Source organism: Facivitalis istanbulensis (assembly GCF_040560405.1).
GTDB classification, from domain to species: domain Bacteria; phylum Pseudomonadota; class Alphaproteobacteria; order Sphingomonadales; family Sphingomonadaceae; genus Sphingomonas; species Sphingomonas istanbulensis.
Genome location: NZ_JAVSCQ010000001.1, coordinates 62,036 through 83,430 on the forward strand (window position 1 = coordinate 62,036; position 21,395 = coordinate 83,430).

Consider the following 21,395-nt stretch of genomic DNA (forward strand, 5'->3'; position numbering starts at 1 on the left):
CATGACCGCACCGACCGCGCATTAACCTTTCGATAACAGGTGACGACCCAAAGATCGACCGTTCCTCCGAGGTCGTTCTGTCATGGTTTTGTCATGTTTTTCAAAAGCGTAACCGCACGCCTGATCGCGCCGCTGCTGCTCTCGATGGGATTGCTCGGCATCCTGTCGGCGGTGACGCTGCGCATCGAAAGCCAGGTGGCCGACGCCAATGCGACGGCGACCCGGGCGGAGGCGCAGATGGTCCTCCTCGCCGAGGCGCGCTCGCTCAGCCGTTCGTTGCAGCGTGATGCGCTCAACCTGGTGATCGAGAGCGACCCGGCCGAACGACAGGTCATCCAGGACAAGTTCGTCCATCGGCTGGACACATTCGCCCAGCAACTGGCTGCCGTGCGCGCCGACCCCGCGCTGACCGCGGCCTCGCCCGACTATCTGCCCTCGCAGGATCAGGTCCGGGCCGAACTGGCGACGGTCGGTCGCCTGTCGATGGCGGGCGACCGGATGGGCGGGCTGGCGCATTTCCGCGAACGCGTACGCCCGGCCGAACGCAATGCATCCAAGATCGCCGATGCCCGGATCGACGCGCTGCACGACATGATCGCCACGCTTCGCGACCAAGCCGATCAGACGGCCACGCGTGGGCGCTGGATCCTGATCGGTGCGACGCTGCTGCTCGCCGTCCTCGGACTGGCCGCGGGCCTTTCCATGGCGCTGCGCACCGTGGTGCGCCCCCTGCACGACCTGCGCGCGGCGATGGGCGCGCTGGCCGCCGGCGGAATCGACACGCGGATCCCGCATGGCGAGCGCGGGGATGAAGTGGGGCAGATGGCGCGGTCCATGACCGCCTTTCGCGACCAGCTGGCCCAGGCCGAACAGGCCAAGACGACACAGACCGCGCTGATCGTCTCCAGCATCGGCCAGGGGCTGTCCACGCTGGCGCGCGGCGATCTGACGGCGCGGATCGACGCGCGGCTGGACGCGCCGTTCGATCGGCTGAAGCTCGATTTCAACGACGCCATGTCCGCGCTGCAATCGGCGATGACCGCAGTGGCCAGCACCACCGGCGGCATCCGCGCGGGCGCGATGGACATTCGCCAGGCCTCCGACGACCTGTCGCAGCGGACCGAGCAGCAGGCGGCGAGCCTGGAGGAAACCGCCGCGGCGATGGACGAGATCACCGAAACGATGCGCCACGCCGCAAGCGGCACCGCCGATGCGGCGCGCGCGGTCGAGCGGACCCGCGCCGACGCGCGCGACGGCGGCAGCGTGGTGGTCCGCGCCCGCGCCGCGATGACCGATATCGAACGCGCCTCGACCGAGATCGCCGAGATCATCGGTGTGATCGACGGCATCGCCTTCCAGACCAATTTGCTGGCGCTCAACGCCGGGGTCGAGGCGGCCCGCGCGGGCGAGGCGGGGCGCGGCTTCGCGGTCGTCGCGTCGGAGGTTCGCGCGCTGGCGCAACGCTCCGCCGATGCCGCCAAGGATGTGAAGGACCGCATCGTCGCCAGCAGCGGCCATGTCCGGGTCGGCGTCGGCCTGGTCGGCGAGACGGGCGACGCGCTCGACCGGATCAATGCGGGCATGGGCGAACTCGGCACGCTGATGGCGACGATCGCGGAGGAGACCACGCGACAGGCCTCGGGCATGGCCCAGATCAACGTCGCACTGACCGAAATGGATTCGGTGACGCAGCAGAATGCCGCCATGGTCGAACAGGCGACCGCCGCCGCGCGCGGCCTGGCCGATGAGGCCGAGGATCTGAACCGCGCCGTCACCCGCTTCCGGCTGGCGCACGAGGTGGATGCCCCCACCAGGCCCCGTGTCGCGGCCGACGCGCCCGCCCGCATCCCGGCCCCGCCGGTACGGTCGCGGCGCGCGGCCAATGACGGCGGCTGGTCGGAGTTCTGACACCGGCGCGTTCGAGGCGGCGCCGACGCTCTGCGCGCGACCTGTCGGACCGGCCTTTGACAGGACGACGCAAGGGGATCCGCGATAGCGGGCGTGGGGCATGAGAAACGCATCCTTTCGCGCAGCCTGCTTGATCCCCACCGCCGCCCGCGCCACATGGTGCCCATGCTGATCGAGACCGAACCCACGCCCAACCCGGCGACGCTGAAATTCCTGCCCGGCCGCAAGGTCATGGACAACGGCACCCGGGACTTCGCCTCACCCGAGGAGGCCGCCGCCAGCCCGCTGGCCGAGGCGATCTTCACCCTGGGCGACGTAACCGGGGTGTTCTTCGGCCGCGATTTCGTCTCGGTGACGATCGCGCCCGGCGTCGACTGGGCCGAGGTGAAGCCCGATGTGCTGGGCATCCTGCTCGACCATTTCTCGGCACAGATGCCGCTGTTCAAACAGGGCGGCGCCGATTTCACGGTTCCGTCGGAGGAAGAAAGCTTCACCGACAATCCCGAGGATGCCGACATCGTCGCGCAGATTCGCGAGTTGATCGACACCCGCGTGCGGCCCGCCGTCGCCAATGACGGCGGCGACATCGTCTATCGCGGTTTCGACAAGGGCAAGGTCTATCTGCGGATGCAGGGCGCCTGCGCCGGCTGCCCCTCCTCGACCGCGACGCTGAAGAACGGGATCGAGCAGCTTTTGCGCCACTATGTTCCCGAAGTCACCGAAGTGAGGTCCGTCTGATGAACCCGATCAATGATGCCAGCCTGGACCGGCTGTTCCGCGAAGGGCGGACCTTCAACCATTATCTCGACACGCCCGTGGGCGAGGCGGAAATCCGCGCGCTCTGGGACCTGATGAAGATGCCGCCGACCTCGACCAACCAGAGCCCGGCGCGCATGGTCTGGTGCCTGAGCCAGGAGGCCAGGGACAAGCTGGCGGAGTGCGCCACGGGGAGCAACGCCGACAAGATCCGCGCGGCGCCCGCCGCCGTCATCATCGGCATGGACGTGAACTTCCACGAACACCTGCCGCAGCTCTTTCCGCATGTCGATGCCAAGAGCTGGTTCGACGGCAATACCGAGCTGCGCGAGGCATCGGCCTTCCGCAACAGCTCGCTTCAGGGGGCCTATCTGATCCTGGCCGCCCGCGCGCTGGGACTGGACACCGGCGCCATGTCGGGCTTCGACCAGGGGGCGGTGGACAAGGCCTTCTTCGCCGACCAGCCGGGGGTACGGTCCAACTTCATCGCGACCATCGGTTATGGCGACCGCGAAACGCTGCACCCGCGCAACCCGCGCCTCGCCTTCGACCAGGCCAACCGGATCGTCTGAGCACAGCCTTGCGCACACTGGTCATCGACACCGCCACCGCCGCCTGCTCGGTCGCCCTTCTCGACGGCGACCGGGTGATCGACCGTGCCCATGACGTGGTCGGGCGCGGCCATGCCGAAAAGCTGGTCCCGATGATCGCCGCCCTGCCCGATGGCGGCCGGGCGGCGCGCATTCTGGTCGATTGCGGGCCGGGGAGCTTCACCGGCATCCGCGTGGGCATCGCCGCCGCACGCGGGCTGGCGCTGGGCTGGGGCGTGCCCGCCTCAGGCTATAGCGCGCTGGCGCTGGTCGCCGCCGCCGCCTTTGCCGGATGCGATGACGACAGGCTGTCGATCGTGCTGGAAGGCGGGCATGGCGAGGTCTTCGTGCAGGGCTTTGCCCGCGACCTGACACCGCTCGCCCCGTTCGCCTCGATGAAGCCCGACGCCGCGCTCGCCGCGCTGGACGGGCGGATGGCGGTCGGCAATGGCGTGCGCTGGCTGACCCAGTTGGCCCCCGACCTGCGGGTCGTCGAATCGCTGCCCGACGCGGCGCAGGCATGGCGTCTGCCCCCCGCGCTGATCGACCTGGTCCCGCGCCCCATTTATGGCCGCGCGCCCGACGCCAAGCTGCCCGGCGGCATCACTCCGCCCGGAATCGCCGCCTGATGGCAAGCTTGAGCCTCACGCTGCGCCCCGGCGACGCGCGCGACGCGGGGGCCGCCGAACAGGTGATGGCCGCCGCCTTCGACCCGCAATGGGGCGAGGCATGGACCCGCGCCCAATTGCTGGGCGTGATGGCGATGCCCGGCGTTCGCCTGCTGATCGCCGAGGCGCCCGGGGATGCAGGCGGCGATGCGGGCGGGGAGCCGGTCGGCTTCGCGCTGACCCGATCGATCCTCGATGAGGCGGAATTGCTGCTGCTGGGCGTCGCCCCCGATCATCGGCGCCGCGGCATCGCCAGCGCGCTGGTCCGGGCGGTGATGGCCGATTGCGCGGCGGCGGGCGTCACCGTCCTGCATCTGGAGGTGCGGTCCAACAATCCCGCCATCCTTTTCTACACCGCGCATGGTTTTGCCAAATGCGGCGAACGGCGTCATTACTACCGGGGGCAGGACGGCCAGCTCTATGACGCGCATACCTATCGGCGCGCCATTGGCTGAGGCGATCACTGTCTCCGGGTTATTGCGAGCCGCTATCCTCTTTTCGCAATTAGGGAAAGCGCGTAGATAGGCACCTACTCCAGGGAGTTTGAACGTTACCATGGCCCGCAAAATCGATCTCGAAGCGCTGTGCGCCCAAAAAGGTCTGCGCATCACCGAACAGCGCCGCGTGATCGCCCGCGTCCTGTCCGAGGCGGAGGACCATCCCGATGTCGAAAAGGTCTATGAGCGCGCTGCCAAGATCGATCCGGGCATCTCGATCGCGACCGTATACCGCACCGTCCGCCTGTTCGAAGAGGCGGGCATCCTCGACCGTCATGATTTCGGCGACGGCCGCGCCCGCTACGAGCCCTCGCCCGAGGCGCATCACGACCATCTGATCGATGTCGAAACCGGCCGGGTGATCGAATTCGTCGACCCCGAACTGGAGCAGTTGCAAAAGGCGATCGCCGAGAAGCTGGGCTTCCGCCTGGTCGACCATCGCATGGAACTCTACGGCGTCAGCCTCGACCGCAAGAGTTGATGGCGGCCGCCGACGATCGCGACATCGACGGCAAGGGCGGCCTGCGCGCAGCGGGCCGCCTTTCATGTATCGTGGGCGCACTGCTGATCGCGCTCGCGCTGCACGGCGCGTGGCGGCTTTGCGGGCGTTCCTCGCCCTGGCCACGGCGATTCCTGCGCCGGGTGGCGATCATCCTGGGCGCGGACATCCGGGTTGTCGGCCAACCGCTGCGCCGGGACGCGGTGATCGTGTCCAATCATCTGAGCTGGTTCGACATTCTGCTGCTGTCGGGGACGGCGGGCACACGCTTCGTCGCCAAGGCGGAGGTGGCCGCGCTCCCGCTGATCGGCTGGCTGGCGGGGCTGAACCGGACACTCTTCGTCGAGCGTGGCGACCGGCTGGGCGTCAGCGACCAGATCGCGGCGATCCGCGCCGCCCTGGCCGAGGGACAGCCGCTGGCGATCTTTCCCGAAGGAACGACGGGCGACAACCTGTCGCTCCTGCCCTTCAAGCCCGCGCTGTTCGCCGCGCTGCTGCCGCCCGTCCCCGGCATCCGGGTGCAGCCGACGCGGATCGACTATGGCGCGGCGGCGGCCGATCTCGCCTGGCTGGGCAGCGATCCGGGCGATGCCCATGCCAGGCGGATGCTGCGACGTCCCGGCCGTTTCACCGTGACGCTCCATTACCTCGCCCCCTTCGACCCCGCCGACTATCCCGATCGCAAGGCCATGGCCGTCGAAGCACGCGCCCGAATCGCGGCGTCCTGACCGTCCCGCAATCAACGGTCGCCCCGCCCATCCCCGTGCGATAGGCTGACCTCCGCACGCCGATGCGTCGCAAAAGGGGGAAGCCATGCTCAAGACGATCCTCGTTGCCGCCAGCCTGTGGACCACCACCACCGCCGCCGCCGCCGCCGCGCAGACCACCAATCCCTGCCCCGCCGGGTCCAGCCCCGCGACGATCCGCCACAGCAGGATCAAGCCCGGCGGCTTCGCCACCTTCGCCAGGGCGGTCGCGGCCCATAACGCCTGGTATGCCGCGCACAACGACCCCACGCGCACGATGCTGGTACGCGTCCTGACGCGCGGCGGCGCCGGCCCGGCCGTGACCGAGACCGAGGCCGTGACCTTCACCCGTTATGGCCCGACGAAATCGCAGGCGGCGCACGACGCCGCCTATTCGCGCTTCACCGACCTGTATCGCCAGAGCAGCGAGATGATGGACGAGGCGCGGGTCTGCCTGGCGCCGGGCGGATGATCGCCCCCGCCCCCCTGGCATGAACGCCCGAAATCGGCGGGTGCTGGCGACGTCGGGGGATTTGCGGTAAGGGGCGCGGATGCCCGCATCCCCCAAGACCTTTCACGTCAAGTCCTTCGGCTGCCAGATGAACGCCTATGACGGCGAGCGGATGGCCGAATTGATGGCCGCGCAAGGCCTGACGGCGACCGACGATGCCGCGGCGGCCGATCTGGTCGTCCTGAACACCTGCCACATCCGCGAAAAGGCGACCGAGAAGGTCTATTCGGATATCGGCCGCCTGCGCAAGGACGCGGGTGAACAGGGCCGCAAGCCGATGATCGCGGTCGCGGGCTGCGTCGCGCAGGCCGAGGGCGCGGAGATCATCCGCCGCGCCAAGGTCGATGTGGTGGTCGGCCCGCAAGCCTATCACAACCTGCCCGAGCTGGTCGCCCGGGCGGCGGCGGGTGAAGCCGCGCTCGACACCGACATGCCGGTGGAGTCGAAATTCGGCCACCTACCAGGCCGTCGCAAGGTGAACCCCTCCGCCTTCCTGACCGTGCAGGAAGGCTGCGACAAATTCTGCACCTATTGCGTGGTGCCCTATACGCGCGGCGCGGAGGTCAGCCGCCCCTTCGCCGCGATCGTCGACGAGGCCAAAGCGCTGGTCGATGCAGGCGCGCGCGAGATCACGCTGCTGGGCCAGAACGTCAATGCGTGGAACGATGCCGAGGATCGCGGGCTGCACGGCCTGATCCGCGCGCTCGACCGGATTCCGGGGCTGCACCGCATCCGCTATACGACCAGCCATCCCAACGACATGACGCAGGGGCTGATCGACGCGCATCGCGATGTCGAGAGCCTGATGCCCTTCCTGCATCTGCCGGTGCAGTCGGGCAGCGACCGCATCCTGAAGGCGATGAACCGGCAGCACACGCGCGACAGCTATATGCGGCTGATCGACCGGGTCCGCGCCGCGCGTCCCGATATCGCGCTGTCGGGTGACTTCATCGTCGGCTTTCCCGGCGAGACCGAGGCGGACTTCGCCGACACGCTCAGCCTGGTCGACACGATGGGCCATGCCCAGGCATTCAGTTTCAAATACAGCCCCCGCCCCGGTACCCCCGCCGCGACCATGGCCGACCAGGTGCCCGCCGAGGTGATGGACGACCGGCTCCAGCGGCTCCAGGCCGCGCTGAACCGCGACCAGCAGGCGTTCAATGCCGCCACGGTCGGGCGCACCTGCACCATCCTGATCGAACGCCGTGGCAAGCTGCCCGGCCAGATGCTGGGCAAATCGCCCTGGCTGCAATCGGTCCATCTGATCGGCGACCATGCGATCGGCGATCTGGTCGAGGTCGCACTGGTATCCGCGGGCCCCAATTCGCTGGCGGGCGAGGTGACGGTGCGCGCGGCGGCGTGAGCGCCAGCACCGCCCGGTGCCGCCCTCCCGTGACACCCATGCCTCGTCATATCCGTGTCACGCAATTTCGCTGGTGTTCCGACCGTCCCCGCCCCATCTTGGGGACGACCACAGACGGTGAAAGGACCGCATGAGCCGCAAGCCCCTCCCCGCCCAGGCCGGTGAACGCAGCCGGGCGGAACTCAGCTTCGACAAGCCGCAAGCGCTCTCGCAGCTGTTCGGCCAATATGACCGCAATCTGGTCGCGCTGGAAAATCGACTGGGCGTCTACATCACCGCGCGCGGCAACCGGGTGGGGCTGGAGGGTACGGCCGAGCAGGTCGCGCTGGCCCGCGACGTGCTGAACGATCTCTATGCCCGCATCCAGCGCGGCGAAGAGGTGGATGCCGGCCTGGTCGATGCCTCCATCGCAATGGCCTCCGAACCCACGCTCGAGGGGATCATCAGTGCGGAACGCAACGCCGCGCCGCGGATCATGATCCGCACGCGCAAGAAGACGATCGTGCCGCGCACCCCCGCCCAGGCTCAGTATATGAAGGAGCTGGTCTCCCACGACATGGTCTTCGCCCTGGGCCCGGCGGGCACCGGCAAGACCTATGTCGCGGTGGCGCAGGCGGTGGCGCAGCTCATCACCGGCTCGGTCCAGCGCCTGATCCTGTCGCGCCCGGCGGTCGAGGCGGGCGAGCGGCTCGGCTTCCTGCCCGGCGACATGAAGGAGAAGGTCGATCCCTATCTCCGCCCGCTCTACGACGCGCTGTATGACTGCCTGCCCGCCGAGCAGGTCGAGCGGCGGATCAGTTCGGGCGAGATCGAGATCGCACCGATCGCCTTCATGCGCGGACGGACGCTGGCCGACGCCTTCGTCATCCTCGACGAGGCGCAGAACACCACGCCGGCGCAGATGAAGATGTTCCTGACCCGCTTCGGCCAGAACAGCCGGATGGTCATTTGCGGCGATCCCAACCAGGTCGACCTTCCCGGCGGCGTCGCGGCATCGGGGCTCGCCGATGCGGTCCGGCGGCTGGAGGGGATCGAGGGGATCGCGATGAGCCGCTTCACCGCCGCCGACGTCGTCCGCCATCCGATCGTCGGGCGAATCGTCGAGGCCTATGAAGGGCCCAATGCCTGAGCCAGGATACGGCGATGGCCGCGCGCGACCCCCATGGCCCGCGCGCGGAACCGTTGCAGAAGCGTGACGATTTTTCCCCGACCGATTTGAACGCCCCGGAAAGGCCCCGATGATTGAGATTGCGCTGCTCCACGAGGAGCCATGGTCCGGCGACGAGGATAGCTGGACGATTCTTGCCACCCGCGCCGCCAACGCCGCCATCGAACGCACGCCATATGGCCCGTTGCTGACCACGCCCGCGCTGGTCGAGATTTCGGTGCGGCTGACCAGCGATGAGGAGGTTCATGCGCTGAACCGCCAATATCGGCAGAAGGACAAGCCGACCAACGTCCTGTCCTTCCCGATGGTGCAGCCCGACCTGATCGAGACGGTCACCCAGAATTCGGACGATGGCGAGGTGCTGCTCGGCGACATCGTGCTGGCGCATGGCGTCTGTCTGGCCGAGGCCGCCGAGCGCGGGATCTCACCTGAAACGCACGCGACTCATCTGCTGGTGCATGGCGTGCTGCATCTGCTAGGCTATGACCATATGCAGGATGACGAGGCTGAAGCGATGGAAGCGATCGAACGCGACGCGCTGGCCAGCCTCGGCATCGCCGACCCCTATCTGATACGCGAGGACTGACACCCCCCGATGGCCGACGGCCCCAGTAGCAGCACCGGCAACGGTGACTCGAACGAGAATGGCATATGGCGGGGCCTGAAGGCCCTGATCTTCGGTGGAGAGCCCGAGGAATCGCTTCGCGAACAGCTCGAAGAGGCGATCGACCGGCATGAGGGCGAACCGGGCCCCGATGCCAAGGGCGACCTGACCCCGCTGGAACGGCAGATGGTGCGCAACCTGCTGCATTTCGGCGAGCGCGACGCCGGGGACGTGGGCGTCCCCCGCGCCGACATGATCGCGATCGAGGAACGCACGACGTTCGACCATCTGGTCCAGATCTTCGCCGAAGCGGGGCACAGCCGCCTGCCCGTCTATCGCGAGACGCTCGACCAGATCATCGGCATGGTCCACATCAAGGATGTCTTCAACATCCTGGCCACCGGCGCGGCGCATCCCGAGACGATCGCCGACCTGATCCGCGAGCCGCTCTACGTCCCCATGTCACGCGGCGCGCTCGACCTGCTGGCGGATATGCGGCAGAAGCGCGTGCATCTGGCGGTGGTTCTGGACGAGTATTCCGGGACCGAAGGGCTGGTGACGATCGAGGATCTGATCGAGGAGATCGTCGGCGAAATCGAGGACGAGCATGACGAGGCGCCGCAGGCGCTGCTCGTGCCGCTCGACGGCGGAGCCTGGGATGCCGATGCGCGTGTCAGCCTGGAAGAGGTCGGCCGCGCGATCGACCCCGCGCTGGAACAGGCCGAGGAAGATGTCGACACGCTCGGCGGCCTGACCGCGGTGCTGGCGGGCCATGTGCCCGAGGTCGGCGCTTGCATCGACCATCCCAGCGGCTGGCGGATCGAAGTTACCCAGGCCGATGAGCGCAGGATCCACCGGCTCCGCCTGCATCCCGCGGTGGCGACAGCCGACGATTGAGGCGAAGGGCGGGACGCGGCGCGCCCGCGTCCGGTCGCCGGGACGACATCCGCCCGGCCGCGTCTTTGCGCCGCCGTCAAATCACGGTTTCGATCACAGACGATGCCTTAATGCGTTATCCCCGCCGCTCGCCGCCGCCTATGGCTCGTGGCGGAAACTCGAACACTGGAAGGAACGGTTGCGCGGCCCCGCGACAGGAGGTCCTTCGCAGCAGGATATCGCAGCCGAATCTCCCGAGTTCGAGGGCGTGAAACAGCTCCCTATCGTTCGCGTCCTCGAGGCCGCCGGCACGCTCCCCGTGGTGCCGGCGGCCATTTCCCGGCGCGATCGGGACCTCGATGGTGCGCCCTCACTTCGTATCGGACCGGCCGCGCACGCCAGAAAATCGGCCGCATCCACGCTTCGTCCTTCCCCCGGCACGCGAGCGCCCCTATTCTGCGCGCCATGCGCAAACACGTCCTGATCGTTCTCGGCATCATCGTCCTGCTGGGCATCGCCATCGTGAGCTGGCTTGCCTGGCCCGACGCGGCGCGGTTGAGCGTGGACCAGGTGGCGGGCAAGCGGCCGACCATCGGCGCGCCGCGCGAGCAGGTGATCCCCACGGTCGTCATCGCAAAGCCGGTCGGCTGGGCCAAGGGGACCATGCCACAGGTGGCGCAGGGCTTGGCGATCCAGCCCTTCGCGACCGGCCTCGACCATCCGCGCTGGCTGTACGAACTGCCCAATGGCGATGTTCTGGTCGCCGAGACCAATTCGCCCCCGCGCGACGGCGGCGGAATCGTGCAGAAGATCATGAATGTCTTCCTCGGCCGCGCGGGCGCGGGCGGCCCTTCGGCCAACCGTATCACGCTGCTGCGCGATACCAATGGCGACGGGGTGGCGGATCTGAAGACGCCGTTCCTCACGGGACTCAATTCGCCCTTCGGCATGGCGCTGTTCGACGGCTATCTCTATATCGGCGACACCGACGCGCTGGTCCGCGTGCCCTATCGCGATGGCGAGACCCGGATCACCGTCACGCCCGAAAAGGTCGTGCCGCTCAATCCGGGCGGCAATCACTGGGCACGCAACGTGATCGCCTCAGGCGATGGGCAGACGCTGTTCGTGTCGGTCGGCTCGGCCACAAACATCGCCGAAAAGGGCCTGGACGCGGAGAAATATCGCGCCGCGATCCTGCAGGTCTGGCCCAAGGACAAGACCTGGCGAATCTATGCCGCGGGTCTGCGCAACGCCAACGGCATGGCGCTGAACCCCAAAAACGGACGGCTGTGGACCGTGGTAAACGAGCGCGACATGCTCGGTTCCGATCTGGCGCCCGATTATCTGACGCAAATCGAGTTCGGCGACCATTTCGGCTGGCCCTGGTATTATTGGGGCGGCTATCCCGACGATCGCGTCGAGCCGGCCAACCCCGCGCTCCAGCAATATGTGAAACGCCCGGATTACGCGCTGGGCCCGCATGTCGCCGCGCTGGGCCTGACCTTTTCGCAAGGGGCCAGGCTGGGGGACCGCTATGCGCAGGGTGTGTTCATCGGCGAGCATGGCTCCTGGAACCGCAAGCCGCCCTCGGGCTACAAGGTGGTTTATGTCCCCTTCGGCCCCAACGGCTTCCCGCTGCCGGGAGCCAAGCCGGTCGACGTGGTCAGCGGCTTCCTGAACGCCAGGGGCGAGGCGCAGGGGCGGCCGGTGGGCGTCATCGTCGACAAGAAGGGCGGACTGCTGGTCGCCGACGATGTCGGCAATGTCGTGTGGCGGGTGCACGCGGCCGGGTGATCGAACGCGGGGGGTTAGCATACCCCTCGCCTTTCCCATCCGTCACCATATCGGCATCGTGGCCAGGGGGGATCGGCGCCGGCCCGCGCCGCCGCGACGCTATTTCAACAGCTTCGGGGCCTCTGCCCGTATCACCGCCTCCAACTGGCTGGAGAATAGCGACAGGAAGGCGGGCAGGTTCACGATCGCATGAACCTTGTCCTCATAGACCATGGCCTGCGCGTCGATCGACTGGCCCATGGCCCCTATGGTGAAATGCATCGTGTCGCCGCCCCAGCGATGCTCGACCGTCGCGCCGCCGGGGATCAGCCGGCCGATCTTGCCGATGCCGCCGTCCAGCCGGGCACGCACCCCCTCCTTGCCAAGCCGATGCGGGATATCGAGCGAAATGGGGGCACTCATGCGATCATCTCCTTGGCGACCATCATGGCATCATCGGCAAGGGTCTTGAAGCCCGCAGCGACGCCCCTGGCCAGCCCGCCTTTGCGGCGGGATCGCGTCCCGTCCGCGCACGGGGGCATACGGAAGAGGCACCGGGGCCACCCACCCCGGTGCCATCCGGCCTCAAAAGCGGAACGCCGCCGTGGCGCGCAGGCTGTGCCAGCGGAATTTCTCGTCCGACCGGCGAATATCGGTGCCGTTCGTATTGGGCGGCAGCACGAACGGATTGGTCGCCAGCGCCGACCCCTGGGTCACGCGGACGCGGGTCTTATCGTCCTTATACTGGTGATACATATATTCCATGCCGACCGAGAAGTTGCGCCCGATCTTCTGCTCGATCCCGCCGCCGCCGAGGAAACCGAAATGGTTGCGGTCACCGCTCAGCGCAAAGGCGTTCTCCGTGTTCGACGTCGCGAAGTCGCGGTTGATCCGCGCATAGCCGCCACCGAACGTGCCGTAGAACAGCGTCTTGTTCGCCGCATAGCCCAGACGGCCACGCACCGAAGCCTCCCAATCCAGACTGCGGGTCATGGTGTACCAGGCTGGCGTGGTGGAAAAGCCCGAGACGCTGTCGGTGATCTCGGACTTCCCGAATTCGCCGACCACGCCGTACACGATATTGCCCTGCTGATGATCCAGGCCGACGCGGCCATAATAGGCGATGGCGTCCTTGTCGTTGCCGCACCCGGTCGCGCCGTTCTGCGGCGAGATGGCGCTGCGCGCACGGCCGTTGCAGAAACCGGGCGAGAATGCATTGGCCCCGGTCGATGTCGTCACCACATCGCCGAAACGACCGTCGAGACCACGGTCGAACAACAGGCGCGATCCGACATCATTGGGCTGCACGTCATAGCCGAAGCTGCCGCCGACATAGACACCCGAAAAGGGGGCCGTATCGTCCGTCGCATAGCGATCCTGCGCCATCGCCGGTGCCGCGGCCAGCACCGAGGCTGCCGCGCCCGCCATCCAGAATTTCATCATAAACACTCCCGTACCCTTTGATAAAGGTGCCGGGGAAACGGACGAGCGGCGGCGGAATATCCCCCTCGGCCCCACTGGCCAAACATGTGTTGCATTTACGCCACGCACGCCAGCGCTGGCGTGGGCGCACGGGACGGCCTATGGTTCCCGTTATGTCCAACGATCTGTTCGCGGGCGCGCCCCGTCCACAACCCGCCTATGACGCGTCCTCGATCGAGGTGCTGGAGGGGCTGGAGCCGGTACGGCGTCGTCCGGGCATGTATATCGGCGGCACCGACGAACGCGCGCTGCACCACCTTGCCGCCGAAGTGCTCGACAATGCGATGGACGAGGCGGTGGCGGGCCATGCCACCCGGATCGAGGTGAAGCTGGAGCCGGGCAACCGCCTGACCGTCATCGACAATGGGCGCGGCATCCCGGTCGACCCGCACCCCAAATTTCCCGACAAATCGGCGCTGGAGGTCATCCTCTCGACCCTCCATTCGGGCGGCAAGTTCACCGGCAAGGCCTATGCGACCAGCGGCGGCCTGCACGGCGTGGGAGTGTCGGTGGTCAACGCGCTGTCGTCGGACACGGTGGTCGAGGTGGCGCGCGAGCGTATCCTCTATCGCCAGCGTTTCTCGCGTGGCGCCACCCTTGGTCCGCTGGAGACGGTGGGCGCCGCCCCCAACCGACGCGGCACCAGCGTCGCCTTCACCCCCGATACCGAGATTTTCGGGACCGAGATGAACTTCAAGCCCGCCCGCCTGCACAAGCTGGTGCGGTCCAAGGCGTATCTTTTCGCCGGCGTCGAGATACGCTGGCACTGCGCGCCCGAACTCATCACCGACGACACGCCAGCGGATGCGGTGTTCCAGTTCCCCGGCGGCCTGGCCGACCATCTGAAGGAACAGATTGGCAGCCGCGAATGCGCCACCGCCGATTTCTTCTCCGGCAATCAGGATTTTCCGGCCGAACAGGGCCGCGTCGAATGGGCGGTCGCCTGGCCATTGTGGAGCGACGGCAGCTATAGCTGGTATTGCAACACCATCCCGACGCCCGATGGCGGCACCCACGAACAGGGGCTGCGTCAGGCACTGGTGCGAGGGCTTCGCGCCTTTGGCGATCTGGTGAACCAGAAAAAGGCCAAGGACATCACCGCCGACGACGTCATGGTCGGCTCCGAACTGATGCTCTCAGTCTTCATCCGCGAACCGCAATTCCAGAGCCAGACCAAGGACCGCCTGACCAGCCCGGAGGCGGCGGGGCTGGTCGAAAAGGCGGTGCGCGACCATTTCGACCATTATCTCTCCGCCAACATGGAGCGCGGCAAGGCGCTGCTCGGCTATGTCCTCGACCGAATGGACGAGCGCCTGCGCCGCAAGGCCGAGCGCGAGGTCAAGCGCAAGACCGCGACCAGCGCCCGCAAGCTGCGCCTGCCCGGCAAGCTGACCGACTGTTCCGCCGACAGCCCCGAGGGGACCGAGCTGTTCATCGTCGAGGGCGACTCGGCGGGCGGCTCGGCGAAGCAGGCGCGCGACCGCAAGACGCAGGCGATCCTGCCGATCCGCGGCAAGATCCTGAACGTCGCCAGCGCCACCTCGGCCAAGATCCTGCAAAATCAGGAGATTGCCGACCTGACGCTGGCCATGGGCTGCGGCACGCGCAAGGATTGCGACCCGACCCAGCTGCGCTACGAAAAGATCGTCATCATGACCGACGCCGATGTCGACGGCGCGCATATCGCCACGCTGCTGATGACCTTCTTCTTTCAGGAGATGCCCGATCTGGTCCGGCGCGGGCATCTGTATCTGGCGCAGCCGCCGCTCTATCGCCTGACGGTCGGCGCCAAGTCGCTCTACGCGCGCGACGACGCCCACCGCGCCGAGCTGGAGCGCACCGCGTTCAAGGGCAAGAAGGTCGATGTCGCGCGCTTCAAGGGTCTGGGCGAGATGAACCCCGGCCAGCTCCGCGAAACCACCATGGACCCCGCCACCCGCAGCCTGATCCGCATCACCCTGCCCCAGGAATATGAGGAGCGGGCGGGCGTAAAGGATCTGGTCGACCGGCTGATGGGCAACAACCCCGCCCACCGCTTCGCCTTCATTCAGGAGAATGCGGCGCGACTGGACGAGGAAGTGATCGACGCCTGACCCCAGCCTCGGCAGCGGTGTTGTTTCGTCATTTCCGTTCGGCTATCGTGATGAAGGGCGGCCCATCGAGCCGCCCTTTGCTGTTTGAAGGAGACGTCCCGTGACCATCACCCCCCTGATGCCCGTTTACCCACGGTGCGGGGTGCGTCCGGTCCGAGGCGAGGGCGTGTACCTGTACGGCGAGAAGGGCGAACAGTATCTGGACTTCGCCGCCGGGATCGCGGTGAACGCGCTGGGCCATGGCCACCCCAGGCTGGTCGAGGCGATCGCCAGGCAGGCCGCGACGCTGATGCACGTATCGAACCTGTACGGCAGCCCGCAGGGCGAGCATTTCGCGCAGCGGCTGGTCGATTCGACCTTTGCCGACACGGTGTTCTTCACCAATTCGGGGGCCGAGGCGGTCGAGTGCGCGATCAAGACCGCGCGCCGCTATCACCATGCCAATGGCAACTTGCAGCGTCACACGCTCATCACGTTCAACAACGCGTTCCATGGCCGGACGCTGGGCGCGATCTCGGCGACCAACCAGCCCAAGATGCGCGACGGGTTCGAGCCGCTGCTGCCGGGCTTCACCTATGCGCCGTTCGACGATCTCGCCGCCGCGCTCGCGCTGATCGACGACAACACCGCCGGCTTCCTGGTCGAGCCGATCCAGGGCGAAGGCGGCCTGCGCCCCGCCAGCATGGAGTTCCTGCAAGGGCTGCGCAAGGCGTGCGACGAGCATGGCCTGTTGCTGGTGCTGGACGAGGTGCAGTGCGGTTATGGCCGGACGGGCAAGTTCTTCGCGCATGAGCTGTACGGCGTGACGCCCGACATCATGGCGGTCGCCAAGGGCATCGGCGGCGGCTTCCCGCTCGGCGCGTGCCTCGCGACCGAGGAGGCGGCCAAGGGCATGGTGATCGGCACGCACGGCTCGACCTATGGCGGCAACCCGCTGTCCATGGCGGCGGGCGAGGCGGTGCTCGACGTGATGCAGGAGCCGGGCTTCCTCGATCATGTCGCCAAGATGGGCGACCGGCTGCGCGCCACGCTGGAGCAGATGATCCCGAACTTCGACCATCTGTTCGAGGAGGTTCGCGGCCACGGCCTGATGCAGGGCCTGAAGATGAAGAGCGACAGCCGCCGCTTCGTCGCGCATTGCCGCGACCATCACGGCCTGTTGCTGGTCGCCGCCGGCGAGAATGTCGTCCGCATCCTGCCGCCGCTGACGATCGACGAGAGCCACATCACCGAGTTCGCGACGAAGCTGTCCGACGCCGCGCGCGTCTACACCCCCGCCGCTGACGACTGATGATCTTTGCCATCCCGGCGGTGGGGACCGCCGGGGCGACGGAGTAGCCGACCCCATGACGATTCGCCATTTCCTGAACCTCGCCGATGCCGGGACCGAGGGACTCAACGCCATTCTGACCGACGCGCAGGCCCGCAAGGCCGCGCGCGCCGGTTTCCCCAAGGGGCGGGTCGATACCGATGCGCCCCTGGCCGGCCATGTGCTGGCGATGGTGTTCGAGAAGAATTCGACCCGCACCCGCGTCAGCTTCGACATGGCGATCCGCCAGCTCGGCGGCAGCTCGATCGTCCTCGATGCGGGAACGATGCAACTGGGGCGCGGCGAGACGATCGCCGACACCGCGCGCATCCTGTCGGGCTATACCGATGCGATCATGATCCGCACCGACGACCATGCCAAGGTCGAGGAAATGGCGCATTACGCGACCGTTCCCGTCATCAACGGCCTGACCGACCTGTCGCACCCGTGCCAGATCATGGCCGACCTGCTGACCGTGATCGAGGCAGGCAAGACGCTGTCCGGCCTGAAGGTCGCGTGGCTGGGCGACGGCAACAACGTGCTGCATTCGATCGTCGAGGCGGCCGGGCTGCTCGGCTTCGACGTGGTCGCCGCCTGCCCGCAAGGCTATCAGCCGGAGGCGACGACGCTGGCGCTGGGCCAGGGCCGCGCGACCTGCACCACCGATCCGCGCGCGGCGGTCGAGGGCGCGGACATCATCGTCACCGATACCTGGATCTCGATGGGACAGGCCCATGCCGAGGAAAAGCTGGCCGCGATGATGCCATTCCAGGTCAATGCCGACCTCATGGCGCTGGCCAGGCCCGATGCGAGGTTCCTCCACTGCCTGCCCGCGCACCGCGAGGAGGAGGTCACGTCGGACGTGATCGACGGCCCGCAATCGCTGATCTGGCCGGAGGCGGAGAACCGGCTCCACGCACAGAAATCGGTGCTCCGCTGGTGCTTCGGCCAGATCGGTTGATCGGCGCGAGACCCATCCTATCTAGGAAAAGGCCGGCGGGTTCGTCGGCCTTTCTTCATTTTCCCGCCCTTGACGGCATCATTCCGCCCGGAGTCGCTCCGGCGCGCTAAGGCATGAGCATGACCGACATCACCCTGCCCGACCTCGACCGTGCGATCGGTTTCACCATTCCCGAACAGAATGCGCGCGGGCGGCTGGTGCGGCTGGGCCCGGTGCTGGACGAGATTTTGAAGGCCCATGCCTATCCGCCCGCGATCGAAAAGCTGCTGGCCGAGGCGCTGACCCTGACCGCGTTGATGGGCGCGACGCTGAAGGATGCCGAGGGACAGCTGACCATCCAGACGCGCAGCGACACCGGCGTGGTCCAGCTTCTGGTCTGCGACTATCGCGGCGGCGAATTGCGTGGCTATATCCAATATGATGCCGACAAGCTGGCAACGCTGCCCGCCGAGCCGACGCTGTTCGCGCTGTTCGGCCAGGGCTATCTGGCGATCACCTTCGACCTGGCGGTGACCGGCGAACGCTATCAGGGCATCGTGCCGATCGACGGCGAAACCCTGTCGGCGGCGGCGCAAAGCTATTTCATCCAGTCGGAGCAGATCCCCAGCCTGTTGCGCGTCGGCGTGGTCAAGGGACCGGACGGGCGGATGGTCGCAGGCGGCCTGTTCCTCCAGCATCTGCCCGAGGGGGAGGAAGGCCGCGAGCGGCTGCATGTGAAGCTCGACCATCCCGAATGGGAGCATGTCCAGGCGCTGGGCGAGACGATGCAGGCCGACGAACTGGCCGATGCCGCCTTGCCGCTGGAAACGCTCGTTTGGCGGCTGTTCCATGAGGAGCAGGACGTCCGCGTGTCGGAAAGCCCGGCCATCGTGCGCGGCTGTCGTTGTTCGGCGGACTATATCGCCAGCGTCATCTCGAAGTTCTCGATCGAGGAACGGCGCGAGATGGCGGATGCCGACGGTCTGATCCAGGTCGACTGCTCGTTCTGCGCGAAGAAATTTCCGGTGCGCTATGACGCGGAAGCCATAGCCTGATGCCCCCGCGACCCCGGCACAGGCCGGCGTCGTCCGGTCCGGCGGAGTAGCCTTAGCCCCCCAATGCCTCGATCAGCGCCTTGACCTTCTGCTGCCGCCATTGCGGCAGGGGGGCGACGAGCCAATAGCCCATGCGCGAGGGGATCGCCGCTCCGGTGGCGACCACGCGCCCATCGGCCAGATCGCGTTCGGCCAGCAGGTGCGGCACCGTCGCGCGGCCGAGCCCCGCCGCGACCGCGTCGATGGCGAGCCCCGCATCGGTGACGCGGACCAGCGGCGCGCCCTCCTCCGGGGCGCCCGGCCAGGCGATCAGCGGCGCATCCGCCGGTGCGCCCGGCGCTCCGATCGCGATCATGCCATCCGATTCGATCGCCTCGCCCTCTAGGCCGCCGGGCCCATCGCCCCAGCGGATGGCGAGGTCCAGATTGGCCTCGGTGAAGTCCAGCCCCTCGTCCGACGCGATCAGCGAGAAGCGCAGGTCCGGGTCCGAAGCCGCGATCGCGGCCAGACGCGGCATCAGCCATTTCTCGGTCATATCGCGCGGCGCGGCGATGGTGAGCGACTTGGACGATTGCCCCGCCTGCATCGCCCGCACGGACTCCTCGAATTGCAGGAAGCCGGCGCGCAGCGGCCCGAGCCCCGCCTCCGCCTCGGACGTCAGTTCCAGCCCGCGGGTCGTGCGGCGGAACAGGACCACGCCCAGCGTGTCCTCCAGCGCGCGAATCTGCTGCCCGACCGCCGCCGGGGTCACCGCCAGTTCGTCGGCCGCGCGGGTGAAGCTCAGATGGCGGGCGGCGGCATCCAGCACCCGCAGGCCGTTGAGCGGCAGATGCGTCCGCTTCACGACGCCACCGCCGGGGCGATCAGCGCGAATGGCGGGATTGCCGCATTGAATGTCAGGCCGTCCGCGCCCACCATGCGATAGCTGCCCTGCATCGCGCCGCTGGTGGTCGCCAGCGGACAGCCCGAGACATAGTCATAGGATGCGCCCGGCTGGATCACCGGCTGCTCGCCGACCACGCCCTCGCCCTCCACCGAATGGCGCGCACCGCGCCCGTCGGTGATGATCCAGCGGCGGGTGAGCAGCTGCACCGGCTGATCCCCGTCATTCTCGATCCGGACATGATAGGCCCAGAACCAGCGACCGCGTTGCGGCTCGGACTGTTCGGGCAGATAGCTGACCGACACCCGGACCGTCACCGGCCCGGTGGTCAGTGCATGGGGAAAGAGCGCCTTCACAGACCCACGGTGCGCAGCGCCTGGTCGAGATCGTCGATCAGGTCGTCAGCATCCTCCAGCCCGATGTTCAGGCGCAGCATCCCCTCGCCGATCCCCATCTCGATCCGCTTGTCCTCGGCAACACCGGCATGGGTGGTCGAGGCGGGATGCGTCATCAGCGAGCGCGAATCGCCGATATTGTTGGAGATGTCGATCAGTTCCAGCGCGTCGAGCAGGCCATGCGCCTGGGTCCGCCCGCCATCGAGTTCGATCGCGAAGATGCTGCCCGCCGCCTTCATCTGGCGCATCGCCAGCTCATGCTGCGGATGGCTGGGGAGTGCGGGGCACAGGACGCGGGGGACGCGGCCCTCCAGGAACTGCGCCACCTTCAACGCCGATTCCGACTGGCGATGAATACGCAGGTCGAGCGTCTCCAGCCCCTTCAACACCACCCAGGCGTTGAACGCCGACAGCGTCGGCCCGGTGTTGCGGGTGAAGGGCAGCAGCGTGTTGGTGATGAAATCTTCCGTACCGCACACCGCGCCCGCCAGCACGCGGCCTTGCCCGTCCATCATCTTGGTGGCGGAATAGGCGGTGACGTCCGCGCCGAAATCCATCGGCCGCTGGAGCGCGGCGGTGGCAAAGGCATTGTCGACGACCGTGATGATTCCCCGCTCGCGCGCGATGGCGCAGATCGCCTCCAGATCGGCGACGTCCATCGTCGGGTTGGCGGGCGTTTCGAAGAAGAAGACCTTGGTCTCGGGCTTCACCGCGTCGAGGAACGCCTGCGGGTCGCGCGCATCGACCACGGTGGTCGCGATGCCGAACTTGGGCAGCAGCGTATCTGTCAGCCAACGGCACGATCCGAACGCCGCGCGCCCGCCGACCAGATGATCCCCCGCCTGCAACTGGCAGAGCAGCACCGCGGTCATTGCCGCCATGCCCGACGCCATGGTGCGGCACGCCTCCGCCCCTTCGAGCAGCGCGATGCGCTGTTCCAGCATCTCCACGGTCGGGTTCTGAAGGCGGGAATAGGTCATCCCCACCTGCTCGCCCGCGAACCGCGCCGCCGCATCCCCCGCCTTGTCATAGCAATAGCCGGAGGTGAGGAAGAGCGCCTCGGAGGTTTCGCCATATTCCGACCGCGCGGTGCCGCCGCGAACGGCCTGCGTCGCGGGGCGCCAACGGGTGGTGATCGAACGGTCCTGGCCAGTCTTGCGCTTCATGCCCGCTCATTTGCCGGTCCGGGCGGCGGGGTTCAAGGATATTCGGTCGAACGCGCATGACGGGCCGCGCCGACCGGGACAGAGCTTGTGCAGCATGACTGCGCCCCCCTTGG

The 21,395-nt window shown here is 67.5% G+C and carries 22 protein-coding genes; 17 read left to right on the plus strand and 5 right to left on the minus strand.

The features are described 5' to 3' along the window. The first annotated feature begins 93 nt into the window (after window positions 1-93). From RN629_RS00310 to RN629_RS00370, 13 genes are all read left to right on the plus strand, one after another. Entirely contained in the window at window positions 94-1,908 is a 1,815-nt protein-coding gene (locus RN629_RS00310; RefSeq protein WP_407033287.1) for a methyl-accepting chemotaxis protein, read from the plus strand. 165 nt (window positions 1,909-2,073) lie between these two features. After that, a complete protein-coding gene (locus RN629_RS00315) occupies window positions 2,074-2,646 on the plus strand; it encodes a NifU family protein (protein ID WP_407033488.1) in 573 nt (190 codons plus the stop codon). Beyond that, window positions 2,646-3,236 carry a malonic semialdehyde reductase gene (locus RN629_RS00320; RefSeq protein WP_407033288.1) on the plus strand — a complete coding sequence of 197 codons (591 nt, stop codon included), beginning with the start codon at window positions 2,646-2,648 and terminating at the stop codon, window positions 3,234-3,236. The genes RN629_RS00315 and RN629_RS00320 overlap by 1 nt, the downstream gene beginning before the upstream one ends. 8 nt (window positions 3,237-3,244) lie before the next feature. Beyond that, window positions 3,245-3,883 (plus strand): tRNA (adenosine(37)-N6)-threonylcarbamoyltransferase complex dimerization subunit type 1 TsaB, encoded by a 639-nt coding sequence (tsaB, locus tag RN629_RS00325; RefSeq protein ID WP_407033289.1) that lies wholly within the window; start codon window positions 3,245-3,247, stop codon window positions 3,881-3,883. Continuing rightward, the gene (locus RN629_RS00330) at window positions 3,883-4,377 is read left to right on the plus strand and encodes a GNAT family N-acetyltransferase (RefSeq protein ID WP_407033290.1); all 495 of its coding nucleotides are present in this window, start codon (window positions 3,883-3,885) and stop codon (window positions 4,375-4,377) included. The genes tsaB and RN629_RS00330 overlap by 1 nt, the downstream gene beginning before the upstream one ends. Window positions 4,378-4,477: 100 nt before the next feature. Further along, complete coding sequence (locus RN629_RS00335; protein ID WP_042489602.1) at window positions 4,478-4,900, plus strand: Fur family transcriptional regulator; 423 nt, start codon at window positions 4,478-4,480, stop codon at window positions 4,898-4,900. Next, on the plus strand, window positions 4,900-5,646 hold the full coding sequence (locus RN629_RS00340; protein ID WP_407033291.1) for a lysophospholipid acyltransferase family protein: 747 nt from the start codon (window positions 4,900-4,902) through the stop codon (window positions 5,644-5,646). The genes RN629_RS00335 and RN629_RS00340 overlap by 1 nt, the downstream gene beginning before the upstream one ends. A gap of 85 nt (window positions 5,647-5,731) precedes the next feature. Next, window positions 5,732-6,136, plus strand: a complete 405-nt coding sequence (locus tag RN629_RS00345; protein ID WP_407033292.1) for a hypothetical protein — start codon at window positions 5,732-5,734, stop codon at window positions 6,134-6,136. Between the two features lie 79 nt (window positions 6,137-6,215). Further along, on the plus strand, window positions 6,216-7,538 hold the full coding sequence (gene miaB / locus RN629_RS00350; protein ID WP_407033293.1) for a tRNA (N6-isopentenyl adenosine(37)-C2)-methylthiotransferase MiaB: 1,323 nt from the start codon (window positions 6,216-6,218) through the stop codon (window positions 7,536-7,538). Between the two features lie 130 nt (window positions 7,539-7,668). After that, window positions 7,669-8,667: a PhoH family protein gene (locus tag RN629_RS00355; protein ID WP_407033294.1), complete on the plus strand. Its 999-nt coding sequence runs from the start codon at window positions 7,669-7,671 to the stop codon at window positions 8,665-8,667. 109 nt (window positions 8,668-8,776) lie between these two features. Beyond that, a complete protein-coding gene (gene ybeY / locus RN629_RS00360) occupies window positions 8,777-9,292 on the plus strand; it encodes an rRNA maturation RNase YbeY (protein WP_407033295.1) in 516 nt (171 codons plus the stop codon). A gap of 9 nt (window positions 9,293-9,301) precedes the next feature. After that, a complete protein-coding gene (locus RN629_RS00365) occupies window positions 9,302-10,207 on the plus strand; it encodes a hemolysin family protein (protein WP_407033296.1) in 906 nt (301 codons plus the stop codon). Window positions 10,208-10,651: 444 nt separating this feature from the next. After that, window positions 10,652-11,980 carry a PQQ-dependent sugar dehydrogenase gene (locus RN629_RS00370; protein ID WP_407033297.1) on the plus strand — a complete coding sequence of 443 codons (1,329 nt, stop codon included), beginning with the start codon at window positions 10,652-10,654 and terminating at the stop codon, window positions 11,978-11,980. Between the two features lie 99 nt (window positions 11,981-12,079). Here the strand turns inward: RN629_RS00370 and RN629_RS00375 are convergent, their stop codons facing one another. Next, window positions 12,080-12,382 (minus strand): polyhydroxyalkanoic acid system family protein, encoded by a 303-nt coding sequence (locus RN629_RS00375; RefSeq protein ID WP_407033298.1) that lies wholly within the window; start codon window positions 12,380-12,382, stop codon window positions 12,080-12,082. 162 nt (window positions 12,383-12,544) lie between these two features. Next, window positions 12,545-13,402 (minus strand): outer membrane protein, encoded by an 858-nt coding sequence (locus RN629_RS00380; protein ID WP_407033299.1) that lies wholly within the window; start codon window positions 13,400-13,402, stop codon window positions 12,545-12,547. Between the two features lie 152 nt (window positions 13,403-13,554). Between RN629_RS00380 and parE the strand changes: the two genes are divergently transcribed. From parE to hslO, 4 genes are all read left to right on the plus strand, one after another. Further along, entirely contained in the window at window positions 13,555-15,534 is a 1,980-nt protein-coding gene (gene parE / locus RN629_RS00385; RefSeq protein WP_407033300.1) for a DNA topoisomerase IV subunit B, read from the plus strand. A 100-nt stretch (window positions 15,535-15,634) separates the two neighbouring features. After that, window positions 15,635-16,825 (plus strand): aspartate aminotransferase family protein, encoded by a 1,191-nt coding sequence (locus RN629_RS00390; RefSeq protein ID WP_407033301.1) that lies wholly within the window; start codon window positions 15,635-15,637, stop codon window positions 16,823-16,825. A 55-nt stretch (window positions 16,826-16,880) separates the two neighbouring features. Next, window positions 16,881-17,804, plus strand: coding sequence for an ornithine carbamoyltransferase (gene argF / locus RN629_RS00395; RefSeq protein WP_407033302.1), 924 nt, complete (start codon window positions 16,881-16,883; stop codon window positions 17,802-17,804). 119 nt (window positions 17,805-17,923) lie between these two features. Further along, on the plus strand, window positions 17,924-18,838 hold the full coding sequence (gene hslO, locus RN629_RS00400; RefSeq protein ID WP_407033303.1) for an Hsp33 family molecular chaperone HslO: 915 nt from the start codon (window positions 17,924-17,926) through the stop codon (window positions 18,836-18,838). Between the two features lie 52 nt (window positions 18,839-18,890). On the opposite strand, the gene RN629_RS00405 is transcribed toward hslO, so the two are convergent. From RN629_RS00405 to RN629_RS00415, 3 genes are read right to left on the minus strand one after another with little or no spacing between them, the layout of a single operon-like run. Next, window positions 18,891-19,682, minus strand: coding sequence for a LysR family transcriptional regulator (locus tag RN629_RS00405; RefSeq protein WP_407033304.1), 792 nt, complete (start codon window positions 19,680-19,682; stop codon window positions 18,891-18,893). Continuing rightward, complete coding sequence (apaG, locus tag RN629_RS00410) at window positions 19,679-20,077, minus strand: Co2+/Mg2+ efflux protein ApaG (RefSeq protein WP_407033305.1); 399 nt, start codon at window positions 20,075-20,077, stop codon at window positions 19,679-19,681. The genes RN629_RS00405 and apaG overlap by 4 nt, the downstream gene beginning before the upstream one ends. Beyond that, window positions 20,074-21,282 carry a trans-sulfuration enzyme family protein gene (locus tag RN629_RS00415; protein WP_407033306.1) on the minus strand — a complete coding sequence of 403 codons (1,209 nt, stop codon included), beginning with the start codon at window positions 21,280-21,282 and terminating at the stop codon, window positions 20,074-20,076. The genes apaG and RN629_RS00415 overlap by 4 nt, the downstream gene beginning before the upstream one ends. Window positions 21,283-21,395 lie beyond the last annotated feature (113 nt).

Bases quoted from the DNA above. Each gene is read 5' to 3' on its own strand.
- argF (WP_407033302.1), top strand. From the start codon at position 16,881: ATGACGATTCGCCATTTCCTGAACCTCGCCGATGCCGGGACCGAGGGA.
- ybeY (WP_407033295.1), top strand. From the start codon at position 8,777: ATGATTGAGATTGCGCTGCTCCACGAGGAGCCATGGTCCGGCGACGAG.
- RN629_RS00310 (WP_407033287.1), top strand. From the start codon at position 94: ATGTTTTTCAAAAGCGTAACCGCACGCCTGATCGCGCCGCTGCTGCTC.
- RN629_RS00365 (WP_407033296.1), top strand. From the start codon at position 9,302: ATGGCCGACGGCCCCAGTAGCAGCACCGGCAACGGTGACTCGAACGAG.
- RN629_RS00370 (WP_407033297.1), top strand. From the start codon at position 10,652: ATGCGCAAACACGTCCTGATCGTTCTCGGCATCATCGTCCTGCTGGGC.
- RN629_RS00380 (WP_407033299.1), bottom strand. From the start codon at position 13,402: ATGATGAAATTCTGGATGGCGGGCGCGGCAGCCTCGGTGCTGGCCGCG.
- RN629_RS00315 (WP_407033488.1), top strand. From the start codon at position 2,074: ATGCTGATCGAGACCGAACCCACGCCCAACCCGGCGACGCTGAAATTC.
- miaB (WP_407033293.1), top strand. From the start codon at position 6,216: ATGCCCGCATCCCCCAAGACCTTTCACGTCAAGTCCTTCGGCTGCCAG.
- parE (WP_407033300.1), top strand. From the start codon at position 13,555: ATGTCCAACGATCTGTTCGCGGGCGCGCCCCGTCCACAACCCGCCTAT.
- RN629_RS00335 (WP_042489602.1), top strand. From the start codon at position 4,478: ATGGCCCGCAAAATCGATCTCGAAGCGCTGTGCGCCCAAAAAGGTCTG.
- RN629_RS00375 (WP_407033298.1), bottom strand. From the start codon at position 12,382: ATGAGTGCCCCCATTTCGCTCGATATCCCGCATCGGCTTGGCAAGGAG.
- hslO (WP_407033303.1), top strand. From the start codon at position 17,924: ATGACCGACATCACCCTGCCCGACCTCGACCGTGCGATCGGTTTCACC.
- RN629_RS00340 (WP_407033291.1), top strand. From the start codon at position 4,900: ATGGCGGCCGCCGACGATCGCGACATCGACGGCAAGGGCGGCCTGCGC.
- RN629_RS00355 (WP_407033294.1), top strand. From the start codon at position 7,669: ATGAGCCGCAAGCCCCTCCCCGCCCAGGCCGGTGAACGCAGCCGGGCG.
- RN629_RS00330 (WP_407033290.1), top strand. From the start codon at position 3,883: ATGGCAAGCTTGAGCCTCACGCTGCGCCCCGGCGACGCGCGCGACGCG.
- RN629_RS00415 (WP_407033306.1), bottom strand. From the start codon at position 21,282: ATGAAGCGCAAGACTGGCCAGGACCGTTCGATCACCACCCGTTGGCGC.
- RN629_RS00320 (WP_407033288.1), top strand. From the start codon at position 2,646: ATGAACCCGATCAATGATGCCAGCCTGGACCGGCTGTTCCGCGAAGGG.
- RN629_RS00345 (WP_407033292.1), top strand. From the start codon at position 5,732: ATGCTCAAGACGATCCTCGTTGCCGCCAGCCTGTGGACCACCACCACC.